General features: G+C 72.1%; 20 protein-coding genes and 1 tRNA gene. 13 read left to right on the top strand and 8 right to left on the bottom strand.

Annotated elements, in window-relative coordinates; genetic code table 11:
- The 6 genes from ACFQU3_RS13300 to ACFQU3_RS13325 all read left to right on the top strand — a co-directional run.
- Positions 1 to 1,096: FtsK/SpoIIIE domain-containing protein (locus ACFQU3_RS13300; protein WP_385910502.1), on the top strand; the 1,096-nt coding region annotated here is incomplete at its 5' end.
- Positions 1,093 to 1,518 (top strand): WhiB family transcriptional regulator, encoded by a 426-nt coding sequence (locus ACFQU3_RS13305; protein WP_385910504.1) that lies wholly within the window; start codon positions 1,093 to 1,095, stop codon positions 1,516 to 1,518. The genes ACFQU3_RS13300 and ACFQU3_RS13305, both read left to right, overlap by 4 nt.
- Entirely contained in the window at positions 1,515 to 1,925 is a 411-nt protein-coding gene (locus ACFQU3_RS13310) for a WhiB family transcriptional regulator (protein ID WP_385910506.1), read from the top strand. The genes ACFQU3_RS13305 and ACFQU3_RS13310 overlap by 4 nt, the downstream gene beginning before the upstream one ends.
- Positions 1,922 to 3,538 (top strand): replication initiator, encoded by a 1,617-nt coding sequence (locus ACFQU3_RS13315; RefSeq protein WP_385910508.1) that lies wholly within the window; start codon positions 1,922 to 1,924, stop codon positions 3,536 to 3,538. Before ACFQU3_RS13310 ends, ACFQU3_RS13315 begins: the two co-directional genes overlap by 4 nt.
- 17 nt (positions 3,539 to 3,555) lie before the next feature.
- Positions 3,556 to 3,753, top strand: coding sequence for a helix-turn-helix transcriptional regulator (locus ACFQU3_RS13320; protein WP_385910510.1), 198 nt, complete (start codon positions 3,556 to 3,558; stop codon positions 3,751 to 3,753).
- 209 nt (positions 3,754 to 3,962) lie between these two features.
- Positions 3,963 to 4,829: a tyrosine-type recombinase/integrase gene (locus tag ACFQU3_RS13325; RefSeq protein WP_385910571.1), complete on the top strand. Its 867-nt coding sequence runs from the start codon at positions 3,963 to 3,965 to the stop codon at positions 4,827 to 4,829.
- 61 nt (positions 4,830 to 4,890) lie between these two features.
- Here the strand turns inward: ACFQU3_RS13325 and ACFQU3_RS13330 are convergent.
- Positions 4,891 to 4,963, bottom strand: a tRNA-Ala gene (locus ACFQU3_RS13330).
- Between the two features lie 197 nt (positions 4,964 to 5,160).
- The gene (locus ACFQU3_RS13335; RefSeq protein ID WP_385910512.1) at positions 5,161 to 5,430 is read right to left on the bottom strand and encodes a hypothetical protein; all 270 of its coding nucleotides are present in this window, start codon (positions 5,428 to 5,430) and stop codon (positions 5,161 to 5,163) included.
- A gap of 133 nt (positions 5,431 to 5,563) precedes the next feature.
- Here ACFQU3_RS13335 and ACFQU3_RS13340 point away from each other — a divergent pair, with 133 nt between their 5' ends.
- The 5 genes from ACFQU3_RS13340 to ACFQU3_RS13360 all read left to right on the top strand — a co-directional run bounded on the left by ACFQU3_RS13340 (position 5,564) and on the right by ACFQU3_RS13360 (position 10,535).
- Positions 5,564 to 5,875, top strand: a complete 312-nt coding sequence (locus ACFQU3_RS13340; protein ID WP_385910514.1) for a MerR family transcriptional regulator — start codon at positions 5,564 to 5,566, stop codon at positions 5,873 to 5,875.
- The gene (locus ACFQU3_RS13345) at positions 5,872 to 6,705 is read left to right on the top strand and encodes a DUF72 domain-containing protein (RefSeq protein ID WP_385910516.1); all 834 of its coding nucleotides are present in this window, start codon (positions 5,872 to 5,874) and stop codon (positions 6,703 to 6,705) included. Before ACFQU3_RS13340 ends, ACFQU3_RS13345 begins: the two co-directional genes overlap by 4 nt.
- A gap of 109 nt (positions 6,706 to 6,814) precedes the next feature.
- Complete coding sequence (locus ACFQU3_RS13350; protein ID WP_385910518.1) at positions 6,815 to 7,297, top strand: DUF1003 domain-containing protein; 483 nt, start codon at positions 6,815 to 6,817, stop codon at positions 7,295 to 7,297.
- A 2-nt stretch (positions 7,298 to 7,299) separates the two neighbouring features.
- Positions 7,300 to 9,393, top strand: coding sequence for a phosphate acetyltransferase (pta, locus tag ACFQU3_RS13355; RefSeq protein ID WP_385910520.1), 2,094 nt, complete (start codon positions 7,300 to 7,302; stop codon positions 9,391 to 9,393).
- On the top strand, positions 9,390 to 10,535 hold the full coding sequence (locus ACFQU3_RS13360; RefSeq protein WP_385910522.1) for an acetate/propionate family kinase: 1,146 nt from the start codon (positions 9,390 to 9,392) through the stop codon (positions 10,533 to 10,535). The genes pta and ACFQU3_RS13360 overlap by 4 nt, the downstream gene beginning before the upstream one ends.
- Here ACFQU3_RS13360 and ACFQU3_RS13365 read toward each other — a convergent pair.
- A complete protein-coding gene (locus tag ACFQU3_RS13365; protein ID WP_385910524.1) occupies positions 10,532 to 11,410 on the bottom strand; it encodes an SDR family oxidoreductase in 879 nt (292 codons plus the stop codon). The two genes, ACFQU3_RS13360 and ACFQU3_RS13365, sit on opposite strands and share 4 nt — an antisense overlap.
- 120 nt (positions 11,411 to 11,530) lie before the next feature.
- Between ACFQU3_RS13365 and ACFQU3_RS13370 the strand changes: the two genes are divergently transcribed.
- Complete coding sequence (locus ACFQU3_RS13370; protein ID WP_385910526.1) at positions 11,531 to 12,733, top strand: AI-2E family transporter; 1,203 nt, start codon at positions 11,531 to 11,533, stop codon at positions 12,731 to 12,733.
- Between the two features lie 107 nt (positions 12,734 to 12,840).
- On the opposite strand, the gene ACFQU3_RS13375 is transcribed toward ACFQU3_RS13370, so the two are convergent.
- From ACFQU3_RS13375 to glp, 5 genes are all read right to left on the bottom strand, one after another.
- Positions 12,841 to 13,968 (bottom strand): hypothetical protein, encoded by a 1,128-nt coding sequence (locus ACFQU3_RS13375; protein WP_385910528.1) that lies wholly within the window; start codon positions 13,966 to 13,968, stop codon positions 12,841 to 12,843.
- Between the two features lie 70 nt (positions 13,969 to 14,038).
- On the bottom strand, positions 14,039 to 14,671 hold the full coding sequence (locus tag ACFQU3_RS13380; RefSeq protein WP_385910529.1) for a GNAT family N-acetyltransferase: 633 nt from the start codon (positions 14,669 to 14,671) through the stop codon (positions 14,039 to 14,041).
- A 72-nt stretch (positions 14,672 to 14,743) separates the two neighbouring features.
- Positions 14,744 to 15,238: a molybdenum cofactor biosynthesis protein B gene (locus ACFQU3_RS13385; protein ID WP_385910531.1), complete on the bottom strand. Its 495-nt coding sequence runs from the start codon at positions 15,236 to 15,238 to the stop codon at positions 14,744 to 14,746.
- Positions 15,231 to 15,728, bottom strand: a complete 498-nt coding sequence (gene moaC / locus ACFQU3_RS13390) for a cyclic pyranopterin monophosphate synthase MoaC (RefSeq protein WP_385910533.1) — start codon at positions 15,726 to 15,728, stop codon at positions 15,231 to 15,233. The genes ACFQU3_RS13385 and moaC overlap by 8 nt, the downstream gene beginning before the upstream one ends.
- On the bottom strand, positions 15,728 to 18,373 hold the full coding sequence (glp, locus tag ACFQU3_RS13395) for a gephyrin-like molybdotransferase Glp (protein ID WP_385910535.1): 2,646 nt from the start codon (positions 18,371 to 18,373) through the stop codon (positions 15,728 to 15,730). Before glp ends, moaC begins: the two co-directional genes overlap by 1 nt.
- Before the next feature lie 59 nt (positions 18,374 to 18,432).
- Here glp and ACFQU3_RS13400 point away from each other — a divergent pair, with 59 nt between their 5' ends.
- Positions 18,433 to 19,029, top strand: coding sequence for a 5-formyltetrahydrofolate cyclo-ligase (locus ACFQU3_RS13400; protein ID WP_385910537.1), 597 nt, complete (start codon positions 18,433 to 18,435; stop codon positions 19,027 to 19,029).
- Positions 19,030 to 19,066 lie beyond the last annotated feature (37 nt).

Here is a 19,066-nt window from a genome sequence, read left to right on the forward strand (position 1 = left end):
GCTGTCGCCGTCGACGGGCGAGGTCGTGCTCGTCATGGCCGACCGGCTCGGCGCCACTCGCGACGCCACCGCGCCCACCTCAAGCAGTGCCGACGTGAACGTGGACGCGGTCCGGGTGGGTCGTCGGCAGGACGGCACCCCGTGGCTGCTGCCGGTCACGGGGCGGCACACCCTCGTAGTGGGCTGTTCCGGCTCCGGTAAGGGCTCGGTCTTCTGGGGTGTCTGCGGCGGCCTGGCCCCTGCCGTCTCCGCCGGGCTGGTCCGGCTCTGGGGCGTCGACCTGAAACGCGGCGTCGAGGTCGGGATGGGCCGCGGCCTGTTCGCGGAGGTCGCCACCACCCCCGGGCAGGCGGTCGAGGTCCTGACCCGGCTGCTCGCGGTGGTCGACGAGCGCGGCCGCCGGATGGCCGGCACCTCCCGCCTGCACCAGCCCACACCCGCGGACCCGCTGCACGTGCTCGCCATCGACGAGCTCGCGGTCCTCACCGCCTACGCCGACCCGGAGACCCGGAAGGAGGCCGCGCGGCTGCTCGCCGAGGTCCTCACCCAGGGCCGGGCCCTCGGCGTCGTTGTCCTGGCGTGCGTGCAGGACCCCCGTAAGGAGGTCATCGGCCTGCGGGGCCTGTTCACCCAGACCATCGCGCTCCGTTTGCGCTCGGCGGACGAGACCCGGATGGTCCTCGGCGACGGCACCGCCGCCACCGCCCCGGCTCACCGCATCTCGCCGGCCGCCCCGGGCACGGCGTGGGTCATCGAGGAAGACGGCAGCGCTGACCGGGTCCGCGCCGACTTCTGGCCCGATACCCTCGTCCGCGACGTCGCCGCCCGGCACCGCGCCCCCCACCCGACCACCGCATCGACCGAGGAAGCCGCTCCCGTCGATCTCGGCCACGTCGACGCCATCGCGTACGTGCCCGGCGCACCCGAGGTCTCGGGCGACACAGTCGAACCCGCGCGGTCGGGTGGCGATCCTCGGGGCCATCGTCCGCGGTCACCGCGCAAGCCTCGGCAGCCGCGCACCAGAACGTCCGTGTCGTCGTCGGCATCGACTCCGCCGGCTGGTGGTTCGTCCGAGGTGGGCGGTGATGCGGCATGAGCAGCCAGGCTGCCCACCCAGGCGAGCCGTGGGGCCGGCCCCGCCCGTGGGTCGACCGCACCGGAGGACCCAGCCTGCCCGAGCTGGACATGGACCGCTGGCACGACGACGGGCTGTGCCGGACCGGGCCGGCGAACTGGTGGCTCTCCGACGAGCCCGCCGACACCGTCCCCGGGATCGAGGTCTGCCGGGACTGCCCGGTCCGGCGGCTCTGCCTGGCCTCCGCGCTCGTCTTCGGCGACCAGTGGACCATCTACGGCGGCACGACCCCGCCCCAGCGCCGTGCCCTGACCCGGCGGCTGCGCCGCGGCGAGACCCTCGGCGCCGTCCTCGCCGACACTCTCAACGACACCAACGCCGACACCCACGGCGCCACCCAGCGCAGCTCGCATGCGCGCACGGACGTCGGTGAGGTCGCATGACCGCCCTGTCCCGCTCCGCGCGGTGGGCCGCCCTGGAGGCCGTCTGGTGCGAGGCCGCCGCCGCGTCCGCTCGTCACCCGCTCGGGTCGGTGCCGTGGCAGTCCCTCGGCTCCTGCGGCTCCCGCACCGACCTGCCCTGGATCGGCGAACCCGACGAGATCGGGCCGTGGGATGCCGAGTCGATGCGCTCGGTCTGCCGGGCCTGCCCCGTCCTCGCCGACTGCGCCGCCTACGTCCAGGACGCGAACGTGAGCGCGGGCTGGTGGGCAGGCACCCACCGCGACCCGACGTACATCGAGCCCGCCCGACCAGGCTGGGTTCCCGTCCGCACCCGACGGTCTTGTGTGGATGCACAGCAGGGACTGCTGCCACTGCCCCTCGCGCCTGCCGGCGGTGACGCCGCGTGAGTCCGTTTACGTCGAGCGGGGCCAGCGGTGTGCCGTCTCTGGGCCCGGGCTCGTTCCCCGGATTCGGGGAGGACGCACCGCTGGACCTGCACGGCCTCACCGATGCGGGCGCTGCTGCTCTGGTGCGCCGGTTCCGCGACCGGAGCATGGGCGCGTTCACCGACGCGGCCGCCTCGGTGCACTACTGCACCCGCCCCATCCACCTGTCCGGGTCCAGCCAAACCGTCGACACCCGGACCGGCGAAGTCCTGTCCTCGTACTCCTCGACCGACGCCCCGCTCGGCGTGACCCTCGTGCCGTGCGGCAACCGGCGTGCCTCCGAGTGCCCGTCCTGCGCCCGCACCTACGCCCGGGACACATTCGAGCTGATCCGCGCCGGGGCCGTCGGCGGCAAGACCGTCCCGGAGACGGTGGCGGACAACCCGATGCTGTTCGTGACCATGACCGCGCCGTCGTTCGGGCACGTGCACCGCGCCCCCAAGCCCGGCCAGCCCTCGACCCGCTGCCGGCCACGGGACAAGGCCTCGCTGTGTCCGCATGGCCGGCCGGTCGGCTGCATGGAGACACACGGCGCCACGGACCCGCTGGTGGGGCAGCCGATCTGTGTCGACTGCTACGACTACGAGAGCCACATCATCTGGCAGTGGTGGGCCCCGGAACTGTGGCGCCGGTTCACCATCGCCCTGAACCGGCGCCTCGCCCGCGCGCTCGGAGTCACCGAGGCCAAGAGGCGACCGACCAAGCGCCGCCCGATCCCTCCGCCCGCGCTATGCGATGTGGCGTCCGTGCAGTACGCCAAGGTCGCCGAGCCCCAGGCGCGCGGGGCGATGCACTTCCACAGCCTCGTGCGCCTCGACGGTCCCCGAACGGGTGACGGGTTCGCCGCCGCCCCGGACGCGCTGCCGGTGCAGCTGCTCGCCGCGTTGATCGAGGAAGCCGTCACCTCCGTGGGGTTCACCGCGCCCTCGCCGAGGCCCGGCTCCCCGGACGGGCTGCTGCGGTTCGGCCAGCAGCTCGACGTGCGCGTGGTCCGCTCCGCGCACCGCCCCGACGACGACATCATGCCGCTGGCCTCAGAGCACGTCGAGCGGGTCGCCGGCTACCTCGCGAAGTACGCCACCAAGGCCGCCTCCGACCCCACGGGAGCAGGGCGGGAGAACGCCCACTACGCGCGCCTGCGGGCCGAGTGCCGCCGCCTCGCCCAACACGCCCACCGCCGCACCGTGGACGCCGCCGTGGCCGCACACGACGGGCCCGCCGACCCTTACGCCCTGCTGGGCAAGTGGGCGCACATGCTCGGCTTCCGCGGGCACTTCTCCACCAAGTCCCGCCGCTACTCGGTCACCCTCGGCAGGTTGCGCAGGGCCCGACGCCGCTGGCAGGCGATCGCGGCAGACGCCGCCCGCACCGGGCAACCCATCGACACCGCAGACCTCGAGCGCCGGCTCATGGCCGACGACGAGGAAGAGACGACCCTCGTCATCGGGGACTGGTCCTATCTGGGCACCGGCTGGCACAGCACCGGCGAAGCTGCTCTGGCTGACGCCGCTGCCGCCCGCGCCCGCGAGTACGCACAATGGCGAGCCGAGCGGAAGCATCACCGAAACCACTGAGAGACAGGGAGATTGACATGGCTGAGGTCCTGACTGACGCACTTCCGCGCATGCTGACCACGTCGGAGGTCGCGCGCGCACTGAACGTTTCGCCCTCGACTCTGTGCCGGTGGAGGGCACAGGGCGTCGGCCCTCGGGTGTTCTGGATCGCGCCCGCCTCTCCGCGCTACCGGCACGAGGACGTGCTCGCGTGGCTGGACAAGGTGGCAGCGTGACGGTCCGCAAGACCCCGAGTGGTCGATGGCGAGGTGTGGTCAAGAGCGGTCGCGAGCAGGTGTCCAGCCGAACCTTCAACACGCGTCGTGAGGCAACCGCGTGGGTGGCTCGTGAGCGAGCGGCCATTGCCGGTGGGATCGATCCGCGCGCTGGGCGCCGAACCGTGCGTGTCCTCCTGCCGGAGTGGTTGTCCGAACGCGAGCACTCGGTGTCGCGAAAGACGTACGTGTCGGATGCCGCTCTCGTGCGCCTCGTGCCCACGGCGCTCGGCGCCCTGCAGATCGGAGCCGTCACCGACCGTGAGGTGACTCGGTCACTCATCGCGCTGGTGAAGTCCGGGCTGAGCGAGTCCTCGGTGCGGCGGTTCCGAGCATCGTTGTCCTCGTTCTTCGCCTGGGCAGTGCGAGAGCGGATGATCGCCACCAACCCCGTGACCGTCACGCGCGTGCCCAAGGGTCGCGAGGTACCGACCGAAATGCGGCCCTTCGCTGAGACGGAGTTGGAAGCGTTCTACGAGCGGGCAGCAATCAGGGATGCCCGGCTGGCGGACCTGCTCCTTGTGGCCGGCTGGACCGGGCTGAGATGGTCCGAGCTGCGCGAGGTTCGGGTGCGTGACTTCGTGGAAGTGCCCCTGCCAGTCCTCCTTGTCAGCCGCGCCGCCCCCGAAGGCGTGGACATCAAGCGCACCAAGTCCGGAAGGGCTCGGCGCGTGCCAGTTGCGGATCGCGTCCTCCCGATCCTGCGGGCGCTCGCCGCCAATCGCGGTCCCGAGGATCTCCTCTTCGTGACCACGTCCGGTCATCGCCTCCACGCCTCGGCGGTCAAGCGCGCCGTGAAGTGGACCGACACGGCTGCCGGTCGTCGCATCCACGATTTGAGGCACACGGCCGCCTGCCTGTGGTTGGCCAAGGGCGTCGACCCGGTGACCGTTCAGGCCTGGCTGGGCCACGCGTCGATCGCCACGACGAACATCTACCTGCACCACCTGGGAACGTCGGCGGATCGTGCCGGATTGGCCCGTCTGAACGAGCCGGGGTGCGCCGGGGGTGCGCGAACGGAAGGTGCAGCCGAATGACAAAGAGAGAACCCCGCCCCTGGCGGTGTGTTTCCGCAGGTGGGACGGGGTTTCTTCTGGGTGGAGCTGAGGGGATTCGAACCCCTGACCTTCTCATTGCGAACGAGACGCGCTACCAACTGCGCCACAGCCCCTCGGTGCGGAAGGAACGATAACACCACGCCGACCGGCATACCCAATCGGCGCACCGCCGCTCGAGACGGTCGCGGATCGTCGGCGCCAGCTGGCGGAGAACCACCACGAGTGGCCTGTCGGCGACCGGACGGCACTGTCCCGGTCGCACAGATGCGACCGGGACAGGCGAGGGGGACGAGAACGGGATGACCGCGCGTCACGGGGGGCCGCGCTGACGGTTGCGGCGTCTCGAGACCCGAGCAGCGGGGCGAGGACGAACGTGTGACGGGGCGGGCGGGCGGACGCGCTGTGGACCGGAACCGCCACGTCGGGACGGCCTGCGCACCCGGTCGCCCGGCGGCGGCTCGGCGAGGACGGCGGCGACGAGCTCATCGAACTCTGCCCGCAACAGGTCGTCGTCCGCCAGCACCAGCTCGGCGAAGGCGACCTCCACCTCGAGCTCGACGTCAGACACGGGGCCCGGCATCGTCGTCACCTCCATCACGTCGGCCTGCCCGTCATGGATCCACAGTCGTGTCAGATCTGTGGTCTGCGTTGTAGATTTGTTGTAGCACCGGCGGCAGCCTGATGCAAGACCCACTTCTCCGAGACGAGGCATCGTGGCCCGGCCCGACACCCGCAGCACCACCGACGACCCGGACCGCGCGCTGTACGGCATCACGGTCGCGGCCGAGCTCGTGGGGATGCGAGTGCAGAACCTGCGCCTCTACGAGGCCCGCGGACTGCTCGAGCCGCACCGCACGGCGGGTGGCACACGGCGCTACAGCGGCAACGACCTCGAGAGGCTGCGGCGCATCGGCCAGCTGCTCGACGAAGGCCTCAACCTGGCCGGCATCGACAAGGTGCTGGGCCTCGAGAGCCGCGTCGAGCACCTGGAAACCCAGGCTGCGCGGCGCCGGGGCACCCGGTGAGTGGCCGCGCCCTCGTCGGTGTCTCCGGCTGGCGCTACCGGTCCTGGCGCGGCGACTTCTACCCGAAGGGCCTGCCGCAGCGGCTCGAGCTGACGTATGCCGCCGAACGGATGACGTCGGTCGAGGTGAACGGCTCCTTCTACTCCCTGCAGCGCCCGAGCTCGTATGCCGCATGGCGGGCTGCCGTCCCCGACGACGTCGTGCTGGCCGTCAAGGGCGGGCGCTTCATCACCCACATGAAGGCCCTGCGCGACGTCGAGACCCCCCTCGCCAACTTCTTCGCGAGCGGGGTGCTGGCGCTGGGGCCCCAGCTGGGACCGGTGCTCTGGCAGCTGCCCGAGCGGCTCGCCTACGACCCCGACCGCGTCTCCGCCTTCTTCGACCTGCTCCCCCGCACGACCGGTGAGGCGGCCCGCCTCGCGGAGAAGCACGACGACAAGCTGGCCGACGACCGGGTGCTGACGACGTGCGAGGTCGACGTCCCCCTGCGCCACGCTCTCGAGCCGAGGCACCCGAGCTTCGACTCGGCGGAGGCCAGGGCACTGTGCTCCGAGCACGGCGTCGCCGTCGTCGTCGCCGACAGCGCGGGCCGTTGGCCGGTCATGCACGACGCGACGAGCGACTTCCGCTACGTGCGGCTGCACGGTGAGACCGAGCTGTACGCGAGCGGATACGCCGACGGTTCGCTCGACCGTTGGGCCGAGACCTGCCGTGGCTGGCTCGACGAGGGGCACGACGTGCACGTGTACTTCGACAACGACGCGAAGGGCCACGCACCGCACGACGCCGTGCGGCTCATCCGGCGGCTCGGCCTGGCCACGGCAGCCTGAGCCGCCGCCTCCACGGACAGGCCCCAGAGAGGGCGCGCGGTCGACAGGGGATCCGCAGGGCCGCGGCATACGGTTGGCTCGCAGACCGTCCTCGCGCCCTGGAGGCACCATGACCGAGCACGTCCACAAACAGCTTCCCCGCACGAGCGCGCGGGTCGTCCGGCCGACGAACTGGCACCAGAGCCGCAAGGAGTCGCTGTCGTCCGGTGAGCGCGCGGCCGACCTGCTGCGCAACGGCATGGGGAGCTGGCCGTTCGTCTTCGCGTTCCTCGCGTTCATGGCGGTGTGGGCGCTCGTCAACACGGTGGTGAGGGCCTGGGACCCCTATCCGTTCATCCTGCTCAACCTCTTCCTGTCGATGCTCGCGGGTCTGCAGGGCGCGATCCTGCTCATCGCGGCCAAACGGCAGGACGCCGTCGCCGCGGCCCTGGCCGAGCACGACTACGAGACCAACCTGGCTGCCAAGAAGGACGTCGAGACGCTGCTCGACCTCACGGGACGCCAGCTCGTCATGCTGCACGAGCTACGCGACCGCATCGACACGCTCGAGCGTGGCGGTGGGCCGAACCCACCCGGACCGCTAGGTTCGTGACCGTGAGCCGAAGCGTCTACGTCGCCTCCCCGGAGGGCCTGACGGGCAAGTCCGCGGTCGCCCTCGGCCTGCTCGACGCACTCATCCGCGAGGTCGGCTCGGTCGGCGTGTTCCGGCCCCTGACGACGCTGGGCACCGGCCCGGACGAGGTCGACCACATCGTCGACATGCTCGTCAGCCAGCCCGGCATGGACCAGAGCTACGACGAGGCCATCGGCGTGACGTACGCGCAGGCCCACGACGACCCCGACGAGGCCCTGCACGTCATCGTCGAGCGGTTCGGCGCCCTGAGCACCCGGTTCGAGGTCGTCGTCGTGCTCGGCTCGGACTACACCGACGTCTCGACCGGCACCGAGCTGTCGTTCAACGCGCGCGTCGCCGCCAACCTCGGCTCGGCCGTCGTGCTCGTCGTGCACGGCCGGGACCGCACTCCCGACCAGATCAGGGTCGCAGCCGACGGCGCCCTCGCCGAGCTGCGCGCCAACCACGCCCAGACGGTGGCCGTCGTCGCCAACCGCGTCGACCCGGACGACGTCGAGGCCGTCGGTGAGGTCCTCGCCGCCCTGCCCTTCCCGGTGACCGCGGCCATCCCCGAGAACGCCCTGCTGTCGGCGCCGAGCTTCCGCGCGCTCGCCGAGGCCGTCGGCGCGCGGCTCGTCCTCGGGAGCGAGTCGTGGATGGACCGCGACAGCCTCGGGCTGGTCGTCGCCGCCATGAGCCTGCCCAACGTCCTGGCCCGTCTCGGCACCGACCTCACGGTCATCGCGCCGAGCGACCGCACCGACCTCATCCCGGGGCTCATGCTGGCCCACCAGTCGGGCACCTTCCCGACGCTCGCCGGCATCATCCTGACCGGTGGCTACCCGATCCCCGAGACGATCGCGCGTCTGTCGGCAGGTGTGCAGCAGGACCTGCCGATCGCGCTGACCGATGACGGCACGTTCCGCACGGCCGAGCGCCTGATGCAGGTGCGCGGCCCGATGACGAAGGGCTCGCGCAACAAGATCGAGACGGCTCGCCGGCTCTTCTCCGAGAGCGTCGACCAGGCCGCGCTGCTCACGGCGATCGACGTGTCGGCGTCGGAAGTCCGCACGCCGCTGATGTTCGAGTTCCAGCTCATGGAGCGGGCGCGATCCGACCGCAGGCACATCGTGCTCCCCGAGAGCCAGGACGACCGCATCCTCGAGGCGGCCGACGTGCTGCTGCGCCGCGGTGTCGCGGACCTGACGCTGCTGGGCGACGAGACGAAGGTGCGGGCTCGTGGGTCGGCGCTCGGGCTCGACCTCGACGCCGCGACCGTCGTCTCCCCCACCGACCCCGAGCTCGTCGAGGGCTTCGCGCAGACGTATGCCGAGGCGCGGGCGCACAAGGGCATGACCGTCGACCGCGCGCGTGAGGTCGTCACCGACATCTCGTACTTCGGCACGATGATGGTCCACCTCGGACTCGCCGACGGCATGGTGTCCGGGGCGGTCAACACGACGGCACACACCATCCGCCCGGCTCTCGAGTTCGTCAAGACCGCCGACGGCGTCAAGACCGTGTCGAGCGTCTTCCTCATGTGCCTCGCCGACCGCGTCCTCGTCTACGGCGACTGCGCGGTCATCCCCGACCCGACCGCGGAGCAGCTTGCCGACATCGCGATCTCGTCGGCGCAGACGGCGCAGCAGTTCGGCATCGACCCACGCGTCGCGATGCTGTCCTACTCGACGGGGTCGAGCGGCTCCGGCGCCGACGTCGAGAAGGTCCGCACCGCAACGCAGCTCGTGTCCCAACGTGCGCCCGAGCTCGCCCTCGCGGGACCGATCCAGTACGACGCCGCCATCGACCCCGTCGTCGGACGCGCCAAGATGCCCGACTCGGAGGTATCCGGTCGCGCGACCGTCTTCATCTTCCCCGACCTCAACACCGGAAACAACACGTACAAGGCCGTGCAGCGCAGTGCGCACGCCGTCGCGGTCGGTCCGGTGCTCCAGGGTCTGCGCAGGCCGGTCAACGACCTCTCGCGCGGCGCACTCGTCGACGACATCGTCAACACCGTCGCCATCACCGCCGTGCAGGCGCAGGGCACGACACAGCAGGGAGCCGCATCGTGACCGAGCACCCCGTCCTGGTCCTCAACGCCGGCTCGTCGTCGCTCAAGTACCAGCTGCTCGTCCCCGAGTCGGGTGACGTGCGCGCGGGCGGGGTCATCGAGCGCATCGGCGAGTCGGGCAGCGACGTCGCCGACCACGCGGCGGCGCTGGAGGCCATGACCGAACGACTGCGCAGTGACGACGTCGACCTCGATGAGCTGCAGCTGCGGGCGGTCGGCCACCGCGTCGTCCACGGCGGGCCCGACTTCTCCGAGCCCGTCCTCATCGACGACGCCGTGCTCGACCGCGTACGCGACCTGAGCTCGCTTGCGCCACTGCACAACCCGGCCGCCATCACCGGCATCGAAGCCGCACGCGACCGCTTCGACGTGCCGCACGTCGCCGTCTTCGACACCGCCTTCTTCTCCGCCCTGCCGCCCCAGGCGTCGACGTATGCCGTGCCCCGCGACCTCGCCGAGAAGCACGCGATCCGCCGGTACGGCTTCCACGGCACCTCGCACGAGTACGTCTCACAGGCCGCGGCCGACCTCCTCGGCCGACCGACGAGCGACCTGCGGCAGGTCATCCTCCACCTCGGCAACGGCTGCTCGGCGTCGGCGGTGCGCGGTGGCCGCCCGGTGGACACGTCGATGGGGCTGACCCCGCTGCAGGGACTCGTCATGGGCACCCGCTCCGGCGACGTCGACCCGGGACTCCACGCGTACCTCGCCCGTGAGGTGGGGCTCTCGCTCGACGAGATCGACACGCTGCTCAACAAGAAGTCCGGCGTCCTCGGGCTGAGCGGCGTCAACGACTTCCGCGAGCTCGAGGACCGGCTCGAGGCCGGCGACGCGGCGGCGCGGCTCGCCTTCGACGTCGTGGTCCACCGGCTCAAGCACTACGTCGGCGCCTACCTCGCGATCCTCGGCGGCCTCGACGTCCTCGTCTTCACCGCCGGCATCGGCGAGAACAGCACGACCGTCCGGGCCGCCGTGACCGAGGGTCTGGGCGAGCTCGGCATCACGGTCGACCCGGCGCGCAACGCCGCCCGGTCGAAGCAGGCACGCGTCATATCTCCGGACGGGTCACGCGTCGTCGTCGCGGTGGTGCCGACCAACGAGGAGCTGGCGATCGCCCGGCAGACAGCGGATCTCGTCGGCTAGGTCTGGTCGCGCGCGCGCCGGGCCTCGAGGTACTCGCGCAGCGACATCGGACGCCGCCCAGTCAGCCGCTCGACGTCGTCGGTGACGCCGTCGAGCTCCCCGGCGGCGACCGCGGTGTACGTCGAGACCCAGGCGTCCACCTGCCAGTCCGGTGCCCCGTAGACGGCGCGCGACGCGTACGCCTCCTCGACCGTCTCGTCGTGGAAGCTCACCTCGCGGCCGGTCACGTCACTGACGACCTCGGCCATCTGCGCGAACGTCAGGGCCTCCGGCCCGGTCAGGCTGTAGGTGGCTCCGGTGTGCGCTGCCGGGTCGAGCAGCACCGTCGTCGCGACACGAGCGATGTCGGCGTGCGACACGACCGCGGCGCGTCCCTCGCCCGCGGGTCCCCGGATGACCCCGTCGTCGCCGACCATGTGGTCCATGAACTCGAGGTAGAGGTTGTCCCGCAGGAACGTCCACTCCATCCCGGACTCGCCGAGGTGCTGCTCGGTGGCCGCGTGGTCGCGCGCGAGCGTGAACGTCGCATCGGGTGAGGCGCCGAAGAACGACACGTAGACGACGTGGCGCACACCGGCCGCGGCCGCGGCGTCGACGAAGGTGCGGTGCTCGCGCAGCCGGTCCTCGTTCTCCGAGGCCGACACCATGAAGAGCGTCTCCACGCCGGAAAGCGCCGCCTCCGCTGCCGAGCCGTCGCCGTAGGCGGCCTGCACCGGATCCGCGCCGGGAAGATCGGGCGCGCGTCGGAGGTCGCGCACGACAAGGCGCTGCCCGACGCCGCGCGCCGCGAGGTCGCGGGCGACGAGTCCACCGAGCCAGCCGGTCGATCCCGTGACGGCGAGAGTCGGACGGTCAGGGTCCGTGGGTGCGCTCATGCCCCGAGCGTACGCAGGATGACCGGGTCAGGACGGTCGCCCGGCGGCGGCGGTCGACGCCGGCACCACCGCAGCGGGGTGATCCCCCGGAAGCGCGGCGCGGCGGCATACGGTGTGGTCGTGACCGACAACCCGGCTGCCGCCCCTCCCGTCCACACGCCCGAACCGGCGACCCCGGACCGTGTCGACCCGAAGCCGTCCGAGCCGGACCGGCTCCCGGGCATCGAGGCGGCCGCGGTGCCCCCGGGCGTCCGCGTCGCGAGCGAGTGGTCGTGGCGGCTGCTCCTCATCGCCGCGGCCCTGTTCGTGCTCTCCATCGCCGTGCGCGCCGTTTCCGAGATCGTCGTGCCCGTCGCCATCGCGGTGCTGCTGACGGCCCTGCTGCGGCCCGTCGCGACGTGGCTCCAGCGACGGATGAAGCCCGGCGCAGCCGCCGGCCTCACGCTGCTCGGCACGATCGTGCTCGTCAGCGCCCTCTTCACGCTCGTCGGCTCGCAGTTCAGCAGCGGCTTCTCCGACCTGACGGCGCAGGTCGCGACCGGCCTCGAGCGCATCCGTGACTGGGTGCGCACGACCTTCAACATCACCGACGCGCAGTTCGACGAGTACTTCAACACGATCCGCGACAGGGTCAGCGAGTCGGGCAATCTCGGTGCCACGGCGACATCCGTGGGCCTGACGGCGACGCATTTCCTCGCCGGCCTGTTCATCGCCCTGTTCTCGCTCTTCTTCTTCCTCTACGAGGGGCCGCGCATCTGGAGCTGGATCGTGCGGCTCTTCCCGAGCGCGACCCGCCCGCGCGTCAACTCCTCGGGCTTCATCGCCTGGCACCAGCTGTCGGCGTTCGTCCGGGCGACGATGATCGTCGCCTTCGTCGACGCGGTCGGCATCTCCGTGGGCGCCGCGATCCTCAAGGTGCCGTTCGCCTTCGCGATCGGCATCCTCGTCTTCCTGCTGGCGTTCATCCCGATCCTCGGTGCACTCCTGTCCGGCGCCGTCGCGGTCCTGCTCGCCCTCGTGGCCCACGGCCCGGGAGTCGCGCTCATCATGCTCGCCGTCGTCATCGGCGTGCAGCAGCTCGAGTCGCACGTGCTCCAGCCGTTCCTGCTCGGCAAGGCCGTCAGCGTCCACCCGCTCGCCGTCATCCTCGCGATCGCGACCGGCTCGATCATCGCCGGCATCGTCGGCGCCCTCGTCGCCGTCCCCTTCGCCGCGGTGCTCAACGCCGTCGGCAAGCACATCTTCAGCGACGAGACGCCGGCCGAGCTCGACCGGGAGATGGCGGAGCACGCCGACGAGGGCGGCGCACCCGCCAACGCCTGAACGGTCCGTATGCCGTCCGCCCGGCCGTCCGCCCGGCCGTCCGCCCGGCCGCGCGTCCCGGCCGCGCCAGGGTCCGCGCCTCGAGGTCGGCCCGTGGGCCGCTCGGGCTACTGGGAGACGGCGCGACGGGCGAAGAGGGCCCGGTCGTCGAGCTCGTCGGCCTCGTCGGCGAACTCGGGCGTGTCGAACACGTCGGCCGGGATGCCGCTGTCGGTGTAGCGCGGCTCGGCCTTGGCCTTGAGCGTGTAGGTCGGGAGCGGCACGGGAACGGGGCTCCAGCTGCCCTCGGGCACCTCCTGCACCTCGGCGGCGGCCACCGGGACCTCGCCCGTGACCGGCGCCTGGACGTCGAAGACGCCCGGCTCCGCCGGCTGCCTAGGCGCGCTCGCGGCGGGGGCGACGACCTCGGCCTCGGCGGCGACCGTGCTGCGGATGACCTGGGTGTCCTCGGTGGACAGGACCGGCGGGTGGGCCGCCTCGTAGTCGTGGCGACGCCGGCGCCGGCGACCCGTGCCCTCGTCGCGGTGACCCTCCGAGTCGGACGCCGGTGCGGCGCGCAGCCGGTCGGCCCGGGCCTCGGCCCGCAGCCACACCAGGACGGCGACGACGGTGAGGACCGCGAACGGCACCGAGACCCACATGAGCACCCCGGTCACCGACAACGCGACGGACGTGGGCAGCCAGGCGACTGCCGCGAGGAGCAGCACAGCGCGGAGGCGGCGCTGCGCGAGCGGCACGCGGGCCGGCGCCGCGGCGGTGCCGTGACGGCGGGGTGCGTGGGGGCTCGACGGGCGCGCTGACTCGGGCATGCGGTCCACCTCGGCGGCGTAGGGGGCGATGTCGTGGTCGGTGTGGCTCGGGTCGGTGTGGCTCGGGTCGGTGTGGCTCGGGTCGGTGTGGCTCGGGTCGATCCGGCCGCGATCGGTGTCGCCGAGGTCGACGCGGCGCGCGACGAGCGGCGAGTGCCGGCGCGACGTGCCGGCGGGCACCGCCCGCTTCACGTCGACGGTCGGGCGGGCCACACTCGCGGGCTTGACGGCATACGAGTGGGGTCGCGGGGTGCCCAGCTCGGTCGCGGGCAGGGCCGGTCGCTTCTCGAGGACACGCATCGCCTCGGAGAAACCCTCGACCGAGCGGGACGCGGCGGCGTCCTCGCGGCGACGGGCCCAGTGCTGCACGAGGTAGGCAGCCCAGATCGCCACGATGACGACGAAGATGAGGCTGCTGACAGGCACGTGACCCACGGTAGGACGCCGCCGCATGAGGTCCCCGCACATTCGAGGCGTGTCGCGCAAGAGGCTGGTGTTACACCTGTGACAGGCGTTCCATGAGAGTCGAGCGCCCGAGATCCTCCGTCGTCACGGCGAAGGAGCGGTGGTCGCGCCAGGCGCCGTCGATGTGCAGGTAGCGCTCGCGCACACCTTCGTCGCGAAGCCCGAGCCGCTCCACCACGCGCAACGACGGCACGTTGTCGAGCCGGATGTTGATCTCGACCCGGTGCAGCCCGCCCTCACCCAACGCATGGTCGATGGCCATCGCCAACGCCCGCGTGGCGATGCCGCGCCCGGTCGCGGACTCGGCGAGCCAGTAGCCCGCCGCGCCCGACTGCTGGGCCGCCCGGACGATGCCGAAGAGATGGACCTGGCCGACGATGCGGCCACCGACCTCGATGCACCACGGCAGGGCGCGGTCGGCACGGGCCTCGGCGTCCAGGTCACGCACGAACTGGCGGAACGAGACGGGAGAACGCGTCGGGGAACCCGGGGGCAGCGTGGGCTCCCAGGGCTGGACGTAGGCGGCGTTGTCCCGTCGCACGCGCTGCCAGTCACGCTCGTCGGCGGCGCGCAGGGGCCGCAGCACGATGGCCGGCTCGGTCGACGCGTCGCGCAGCACCACGGGCCAGCGTGCCTGCCCGTCGCGGTGGGGACGCCATGGCATCCTCACGGTCGCGCGCCCGTCGGGGGGTCGTGACGGATCATCCGGTGCCGCAGCGAGATCGGGACGGTCACCTCAGTGGTCGCTCCCCGGGACCTGGTCGAGCGCGTGGCCCAGGACCGGCTCGAGGACATCGAGCGCATCGGCCACGCCACCACGCGAGCCCGGGAGGTTGGCCACGAACGTGCGTCCGGCGACACCGACCAGGCCCCGCGACAGCATCGCCGTCGGCACGCCGCCCGCCACGCCTGCGGCGCGGATCGCCTCGGCCACACCGGGTACGAGCCGATCGAGCAGCGGCGCGGTCTGCTCGGGGGTCACATCGGTCGGAGTGAGGCCGGTGCCGCCCGTGGTCAGGACGAGCTCCGGTTCGCCGGCGAGCGCCACGCGCAGCGCCCGGCCGAACTCGTCGCCGTCGGGCACGACCACCGGGTCGCTCACGTCGAATCCCCACGACCGCAGACGGTCGACGATGACCGGGCCGGACCGGTCCTCGTAGACACCGGAGGCCGCGCGGGTCGACGCCGTGACGACGACCGCGCGCCGGCCGGCGCCGATGCCCTCACTCATGCCAGTCCCCCGAGCGTCCGCCAGACTTCGCGGTCACGCGCACGTCGGTGATGCGGCCGTGCTTGTCGACGGCCTTGACCATGTCGATGAGGGCGAGCGCCGCGACGGTGACTGCAGTGAGGGCCTCCATCTCGATGCCGGTGCGGTCGGCCGTGCGAACCGTCGCGGTGATGTCGGCTCCGTCGTCGGCGACCGTGACGTCGACCTCGACGCCGTGCACGGCGATCGGGTGGGCCAGCGGGATGAGCTCGGGGGTGCGCTTGACCGCCTGGATGCCGGCGATCCGCGCGACCGCGAGGGCGTCGCCCTTCGGCACCGTGCCCGTGCGCAGGGCGGCGACGGCGTCGGCGCTGAGCAGCACCCGCCCCGCGGCACTGGCCTCGCGGGCCGTCACCGCCTTGGCCGACACGTCGACCATGTGGGCGCTGCCGTCCGGGCGGACGTGCGTCAGCGACGGCGCCTCGGTGCCGGCGGGCGGCTGCTCGCTCATCACGCCTCCTTGTCGAGCACGAGGACGTCGACGACCTCACCGGCGACGAGCTCGGTGACCTCCTCGGGGACGACGAAGAGCGCGTTGGCGCGGGCGAGATCAGCGACGAAGTGCGAGCCCTGCCCGGCCACGGGCACCGCTACGAGGGTGCCCTCCGCCGAGCGCGAGACGACCGCGCGCCCGAACTGGCGCCGACCGGCGAACGACTCGACGCCGGAGATGAGGGTGGCGGGCAGGAGGCGGCGCTTCTCGGGCGTGAGCCGCATCAGGCGGCGCAGCGCCGGGCGTACGAACACCTCGAACGACACGAACGACGACACCGGGTTGCCCGGCAGCGCGAAGATCGGCACCCGGCGCCCGCCGGGCCCCGTGAGCAGCCCGAAGCCCTGGGGCTTGCCCGGTTGCATGGCGACCCTGACGAAGTCGATGCCCTCGCCGCGGAGGGCGCTCTTGACGACGTCGTAGGCACCCATCGACACGCCGCCACTGGTGATGACGACGTCGGCGCGGGCGACGACGTCATCGAGCACCTCGAGCAGCTCGTCGTCCGAGTCACCGACCGACGAGCGGATCTCGGCCGAGGCTCCGGCGCCGACCGCCGCCGCCCACAGCATCGAGGAGTTGGAGTCGTGGATCTGCCCGGGCCGCAAGGGCTTTCCCGGCTCGACGAGCTCTGCCCCGGTCGAGAGGACGACGACGTGCGGACGACGGTGCACCTCGACCTCGGCGTGCCCGCAGGCCGCGAGCAGGGCGATGGTGCGCGGACCCACGACCTCACCGGCCGAGACGACGACGGAGCCCGAGGCGACGTCCTCGCCGAGCGGGCGGATGTAGCGCCCGGGGCTCACGGAGGAGCGACACTCGACCTCTCCGGTCGCGGAGCCGTCGGTGTCCTCGACGGCGATCACCGCGTCAGCGCCCTCGGGGATGCGCGCGCCCGTCATGATGCGCGCCGCCTCCCCCGGGCCCACCGAGAACGACGGGTCGTCGCCGGCCGCCACCTCGCCGACGACCCGCAGACGCACCGGCGAGTCATCCGCGCCGTCGAGTGACGCGGCCTGCACGGCATACCCGTCCATGGAGGAGTTGTCGAAGTGCGGGAGGTTGACCTTCGCGCGCACGTCGCGGGCCACGACGAGGCCGAGCGCCTCGGTGAGTGGCGTCGACTCGGTCGGGGCCGGGTCGAGCGTCGAGAGGATCACCTTGAGGTGCTCGTCCACGGTGCGGAGGTCGCGGCGCGGCGTCGTGACGGGCTCCGCCGTGGGAGCAGGCAGCTCGCCCAGGACCGCGTCGTCGAGGACGCGGCGGTAGCCGTCGATGAGGACGTCGCCGACGCAGCGCACGTTGCGGCCGAAGACGGGGTCGCCGATGACCCGCAGGCTCGTGCAGTCGCGCATCGAGGGCACGCCCTTGGGAAAGCGCTTCTCGAAGCCCGGCACGAAGCGGTACGCGGAGTCGAGGTCGACGAAGGGCTCGGGTCCGTCGACGGCCGCGACGACGTGGTAGCTCTCGTCGAGCGAGAAGAAGTCGGAGCGGATGACGAGCAGGTCGTTCGTCGTCTTCACCGGGCGGAACCGCGTGCGCGGCACGAGGATCGCCTCGGAACCCTCGAAGACCTCGATCGCCGTGCCCATCGCCGACTCCATCTGGATGACCTCGGGCGAGGTCGGGTCGGCCGGGTCGACGTTCTTGCGGTTGACGATGATCGGCAGGCCGAGGACGCCCTCCTTCGCGGTCATCCGCTCGCGCAGCACCTCGAGGTCGATCCACACGTTGTTGGCGTTGAAGGTGTTGTGCCGCTTGACGTCACGGAAGTGCCGCTCGTCCCCCTCGGCAACCTGGGCCGTGTCGCGCAGCACGATGCGGCCGTCGCACCTGCGCACCGCGAGGTGGCCGCCCTTGCGGTCGCTCTTCGTGCGCTTGCAGACCTCCGCCACGTAAGGCAGCCCCCGCTCGACCATCCAGGCCGCGACGTCGGGGTCGCACGTGGCTCCGAGGTTGTCGGAGTTGGACAGGAACGCGTAGCGGATCCCCTTCTCGAGCAGCGCATCGAGCACACCGGACGTCACCAGCGACACGTAGATGTCGCCGTGGCCGGGTGGGCACCACTCGAGCTCGGGGTCGTCGGGCCACTTCACGGGCATGAGGTCGTCGGGCCGCAGCTTGGGCTCGGCGTTCTGGATGAAGTCGAGCGGAAGGCCCTCGACCGGCAGGTCGGAGTACTTCGAGAGGATCTTGAGCGACTCGTCAGACGTGCGGAAGGAGTTCATCAGCACGAGCGGGAGCTCCACGCCCCACTGCTCGCGCAGCGCGAGGACCTGCAGGGCGATGATGTCGAGGAAGGTGAGGCCGTCCTTGACCTCGAGGGCCGACTTGGCCCCGGTCATGCCCATGCCGGTGCCGAGGCCACCGTTGAGCTTGATGACCGCCGTCTTCGAGAGCGCCGCTCGGGCCTCCTCGTCGGAGACCCTGACCTCACGGAGGGTCTGCACCTCACGGAGGGGCTCGATGGACTCCTCCGGGATGGTGCCCTGCGCGCCGGCCTGCAGCTGCTCGTAGTAGTGCTCGAAGACCCTGATCGCCTCGGGACCGAGGCCCCGTTCGCGCATCAGTGCCACGGACGCGTGCAGCCCCTGGTCACTCATGGGCATCACCTTACGATGGGCCGCATGCGCGACACCCGAGTGAGCGGAATGTGCCGGTTGTGAGCCCGCAGGGCAAGCGTGACCTCCGTCACGCGGCACGGGCGCGCCGGCGCGAGCTCGCGGAGGCCATGGATGGCGACGCGGCGGCGGCGGCGATCGCCGAGGCCGTGCTGCGTTTCGTCCCGGACCCTTCGAGGGTGGCCGTCTACGAGTCGCTGCCCGACGAGCCCCCGACGGGGCGCCTCGTCGAGGCGCTCATCGCGGCGGGTCACGAGGTCATCGTGCCGGTCCTGCTCGCCGACTGGTCGCTCGAGTGGAGGTATGCCGTCCCGGGCGCCTCGGGTGACCGCGGCACGGTGACGCGGCCGACGGGCTCGCCGGACACCGACGCAGGCGCAGACTGGCTGGGCACCGACGCCCTCGCCACGTGCGACCTCGTCGTCACGCCCGGGCTGTCCGTCGACCCGCACGGCACCCGTCTCGGGCAGGGTGGTGGCTGCTACGACCGAGCGCTCGTCCACCGGGACCCGGCGGCCCCGGTCGTGACGCTGCTCCACGAGGGCGAGCAGAGCGAGTCGGACCTGCCGGTCGACGAGCACGACCTGCCCGTCGACGGCTACGTCACGACGAGCGGACGCGTCGTCCGGCTGCGCTGACCCGACCATCCGCGCACGCCCCGCGGCGCGCGCCACA

Origin of the sequence: Terrabacter sp. GCM10028922 (assembly GCF_042666095.1) — a bacterium.
Classification (GTDB): Bacteria; Actinomycetota; Actinomycetes; order Actinomycetales; family Dermatophilaceae; genus Terrabacter.

What these genes read in the sequence shown, in the direction of transcription:
- moaC (WP_385910533.1), bottom strand. Translation starts at nt 15,728, where the DNA reads ATGAGCGAGCAGCCGCCCGCCGGCACCGAGGCGCCGTCGCTGACGCAC.
- ACFQU3_RS13365 (WP_385910524.1), bottom strand. Translation starts at nt 11,410, where the DNA reads ATGAGCGCACCCACGGACCCTGACCGTCCGACTCTCGCCGTCACGGGA.
- ACFQU3_RS13385 (WP_385910531.1), bottom strand. Translation starts at nt 15,238, where the DNA reads ATGAGTGAGGGCATCGGCGCCGGCCGGCGCGCGGTCGTCGTCACGGCG.
- glp (WP_385910535.1), bottom strand. Translation starts at nt 18,373, where the DNA reads ATGAGTGACCAGGGGCTGCACGCGTCCGTGGCACTGATGCGCGAACGG.
- ACFQU3_RS13310 (WP_385910506.1), top strand. Translation starts at nt 1,515, where the DNA reads ATGACCGCCCTGTCCCGCTCCGCGCGGTGGGCCGCCCTGGAGGCCGTC.
- ACFQU3_RS13335 (WP_385910512.1), bottom strand. Translation starts at nt 5,430, where the DNA reads ATGCCGGGCCCCGTGTCTGACGTCGAGCTCGAGGTGGAGGTCGCCTTC.
- ACFQU3_RS13350 (WP_385910518.1), top strand. Translation starts at nt 6,815, where the DNA reads ATGACCGAGCACGTCCACAAACAGCTTCCCCGCACGAGCGCGCGGGTC.
- ACFQU3_RS13305 (WP_385910504.1), top strand. Translation starts at nt 1,093, where the DNA reads ATGAGCAGCCAGGCTGCCCACCCAGGCGAGCCGTGGGGCCGGCCCCGC.
- ACFQU3_RS13320 (WP_385910510.1), top strand. Translation starts at nt 3,556, where the DNA reads ATGGCTGAGGTCCTGACTGACGCACTTCCGCGCATGCTGACCACGTCG.
- ACFQU3_RS13380 (WP_385910529.1), bottom strand. Translation starts at nt 14,671, where the DNA reads ATGCCATGGCGTCCCCACCGCGACGGGCAGGCACGCTGGCCCGTGGTG.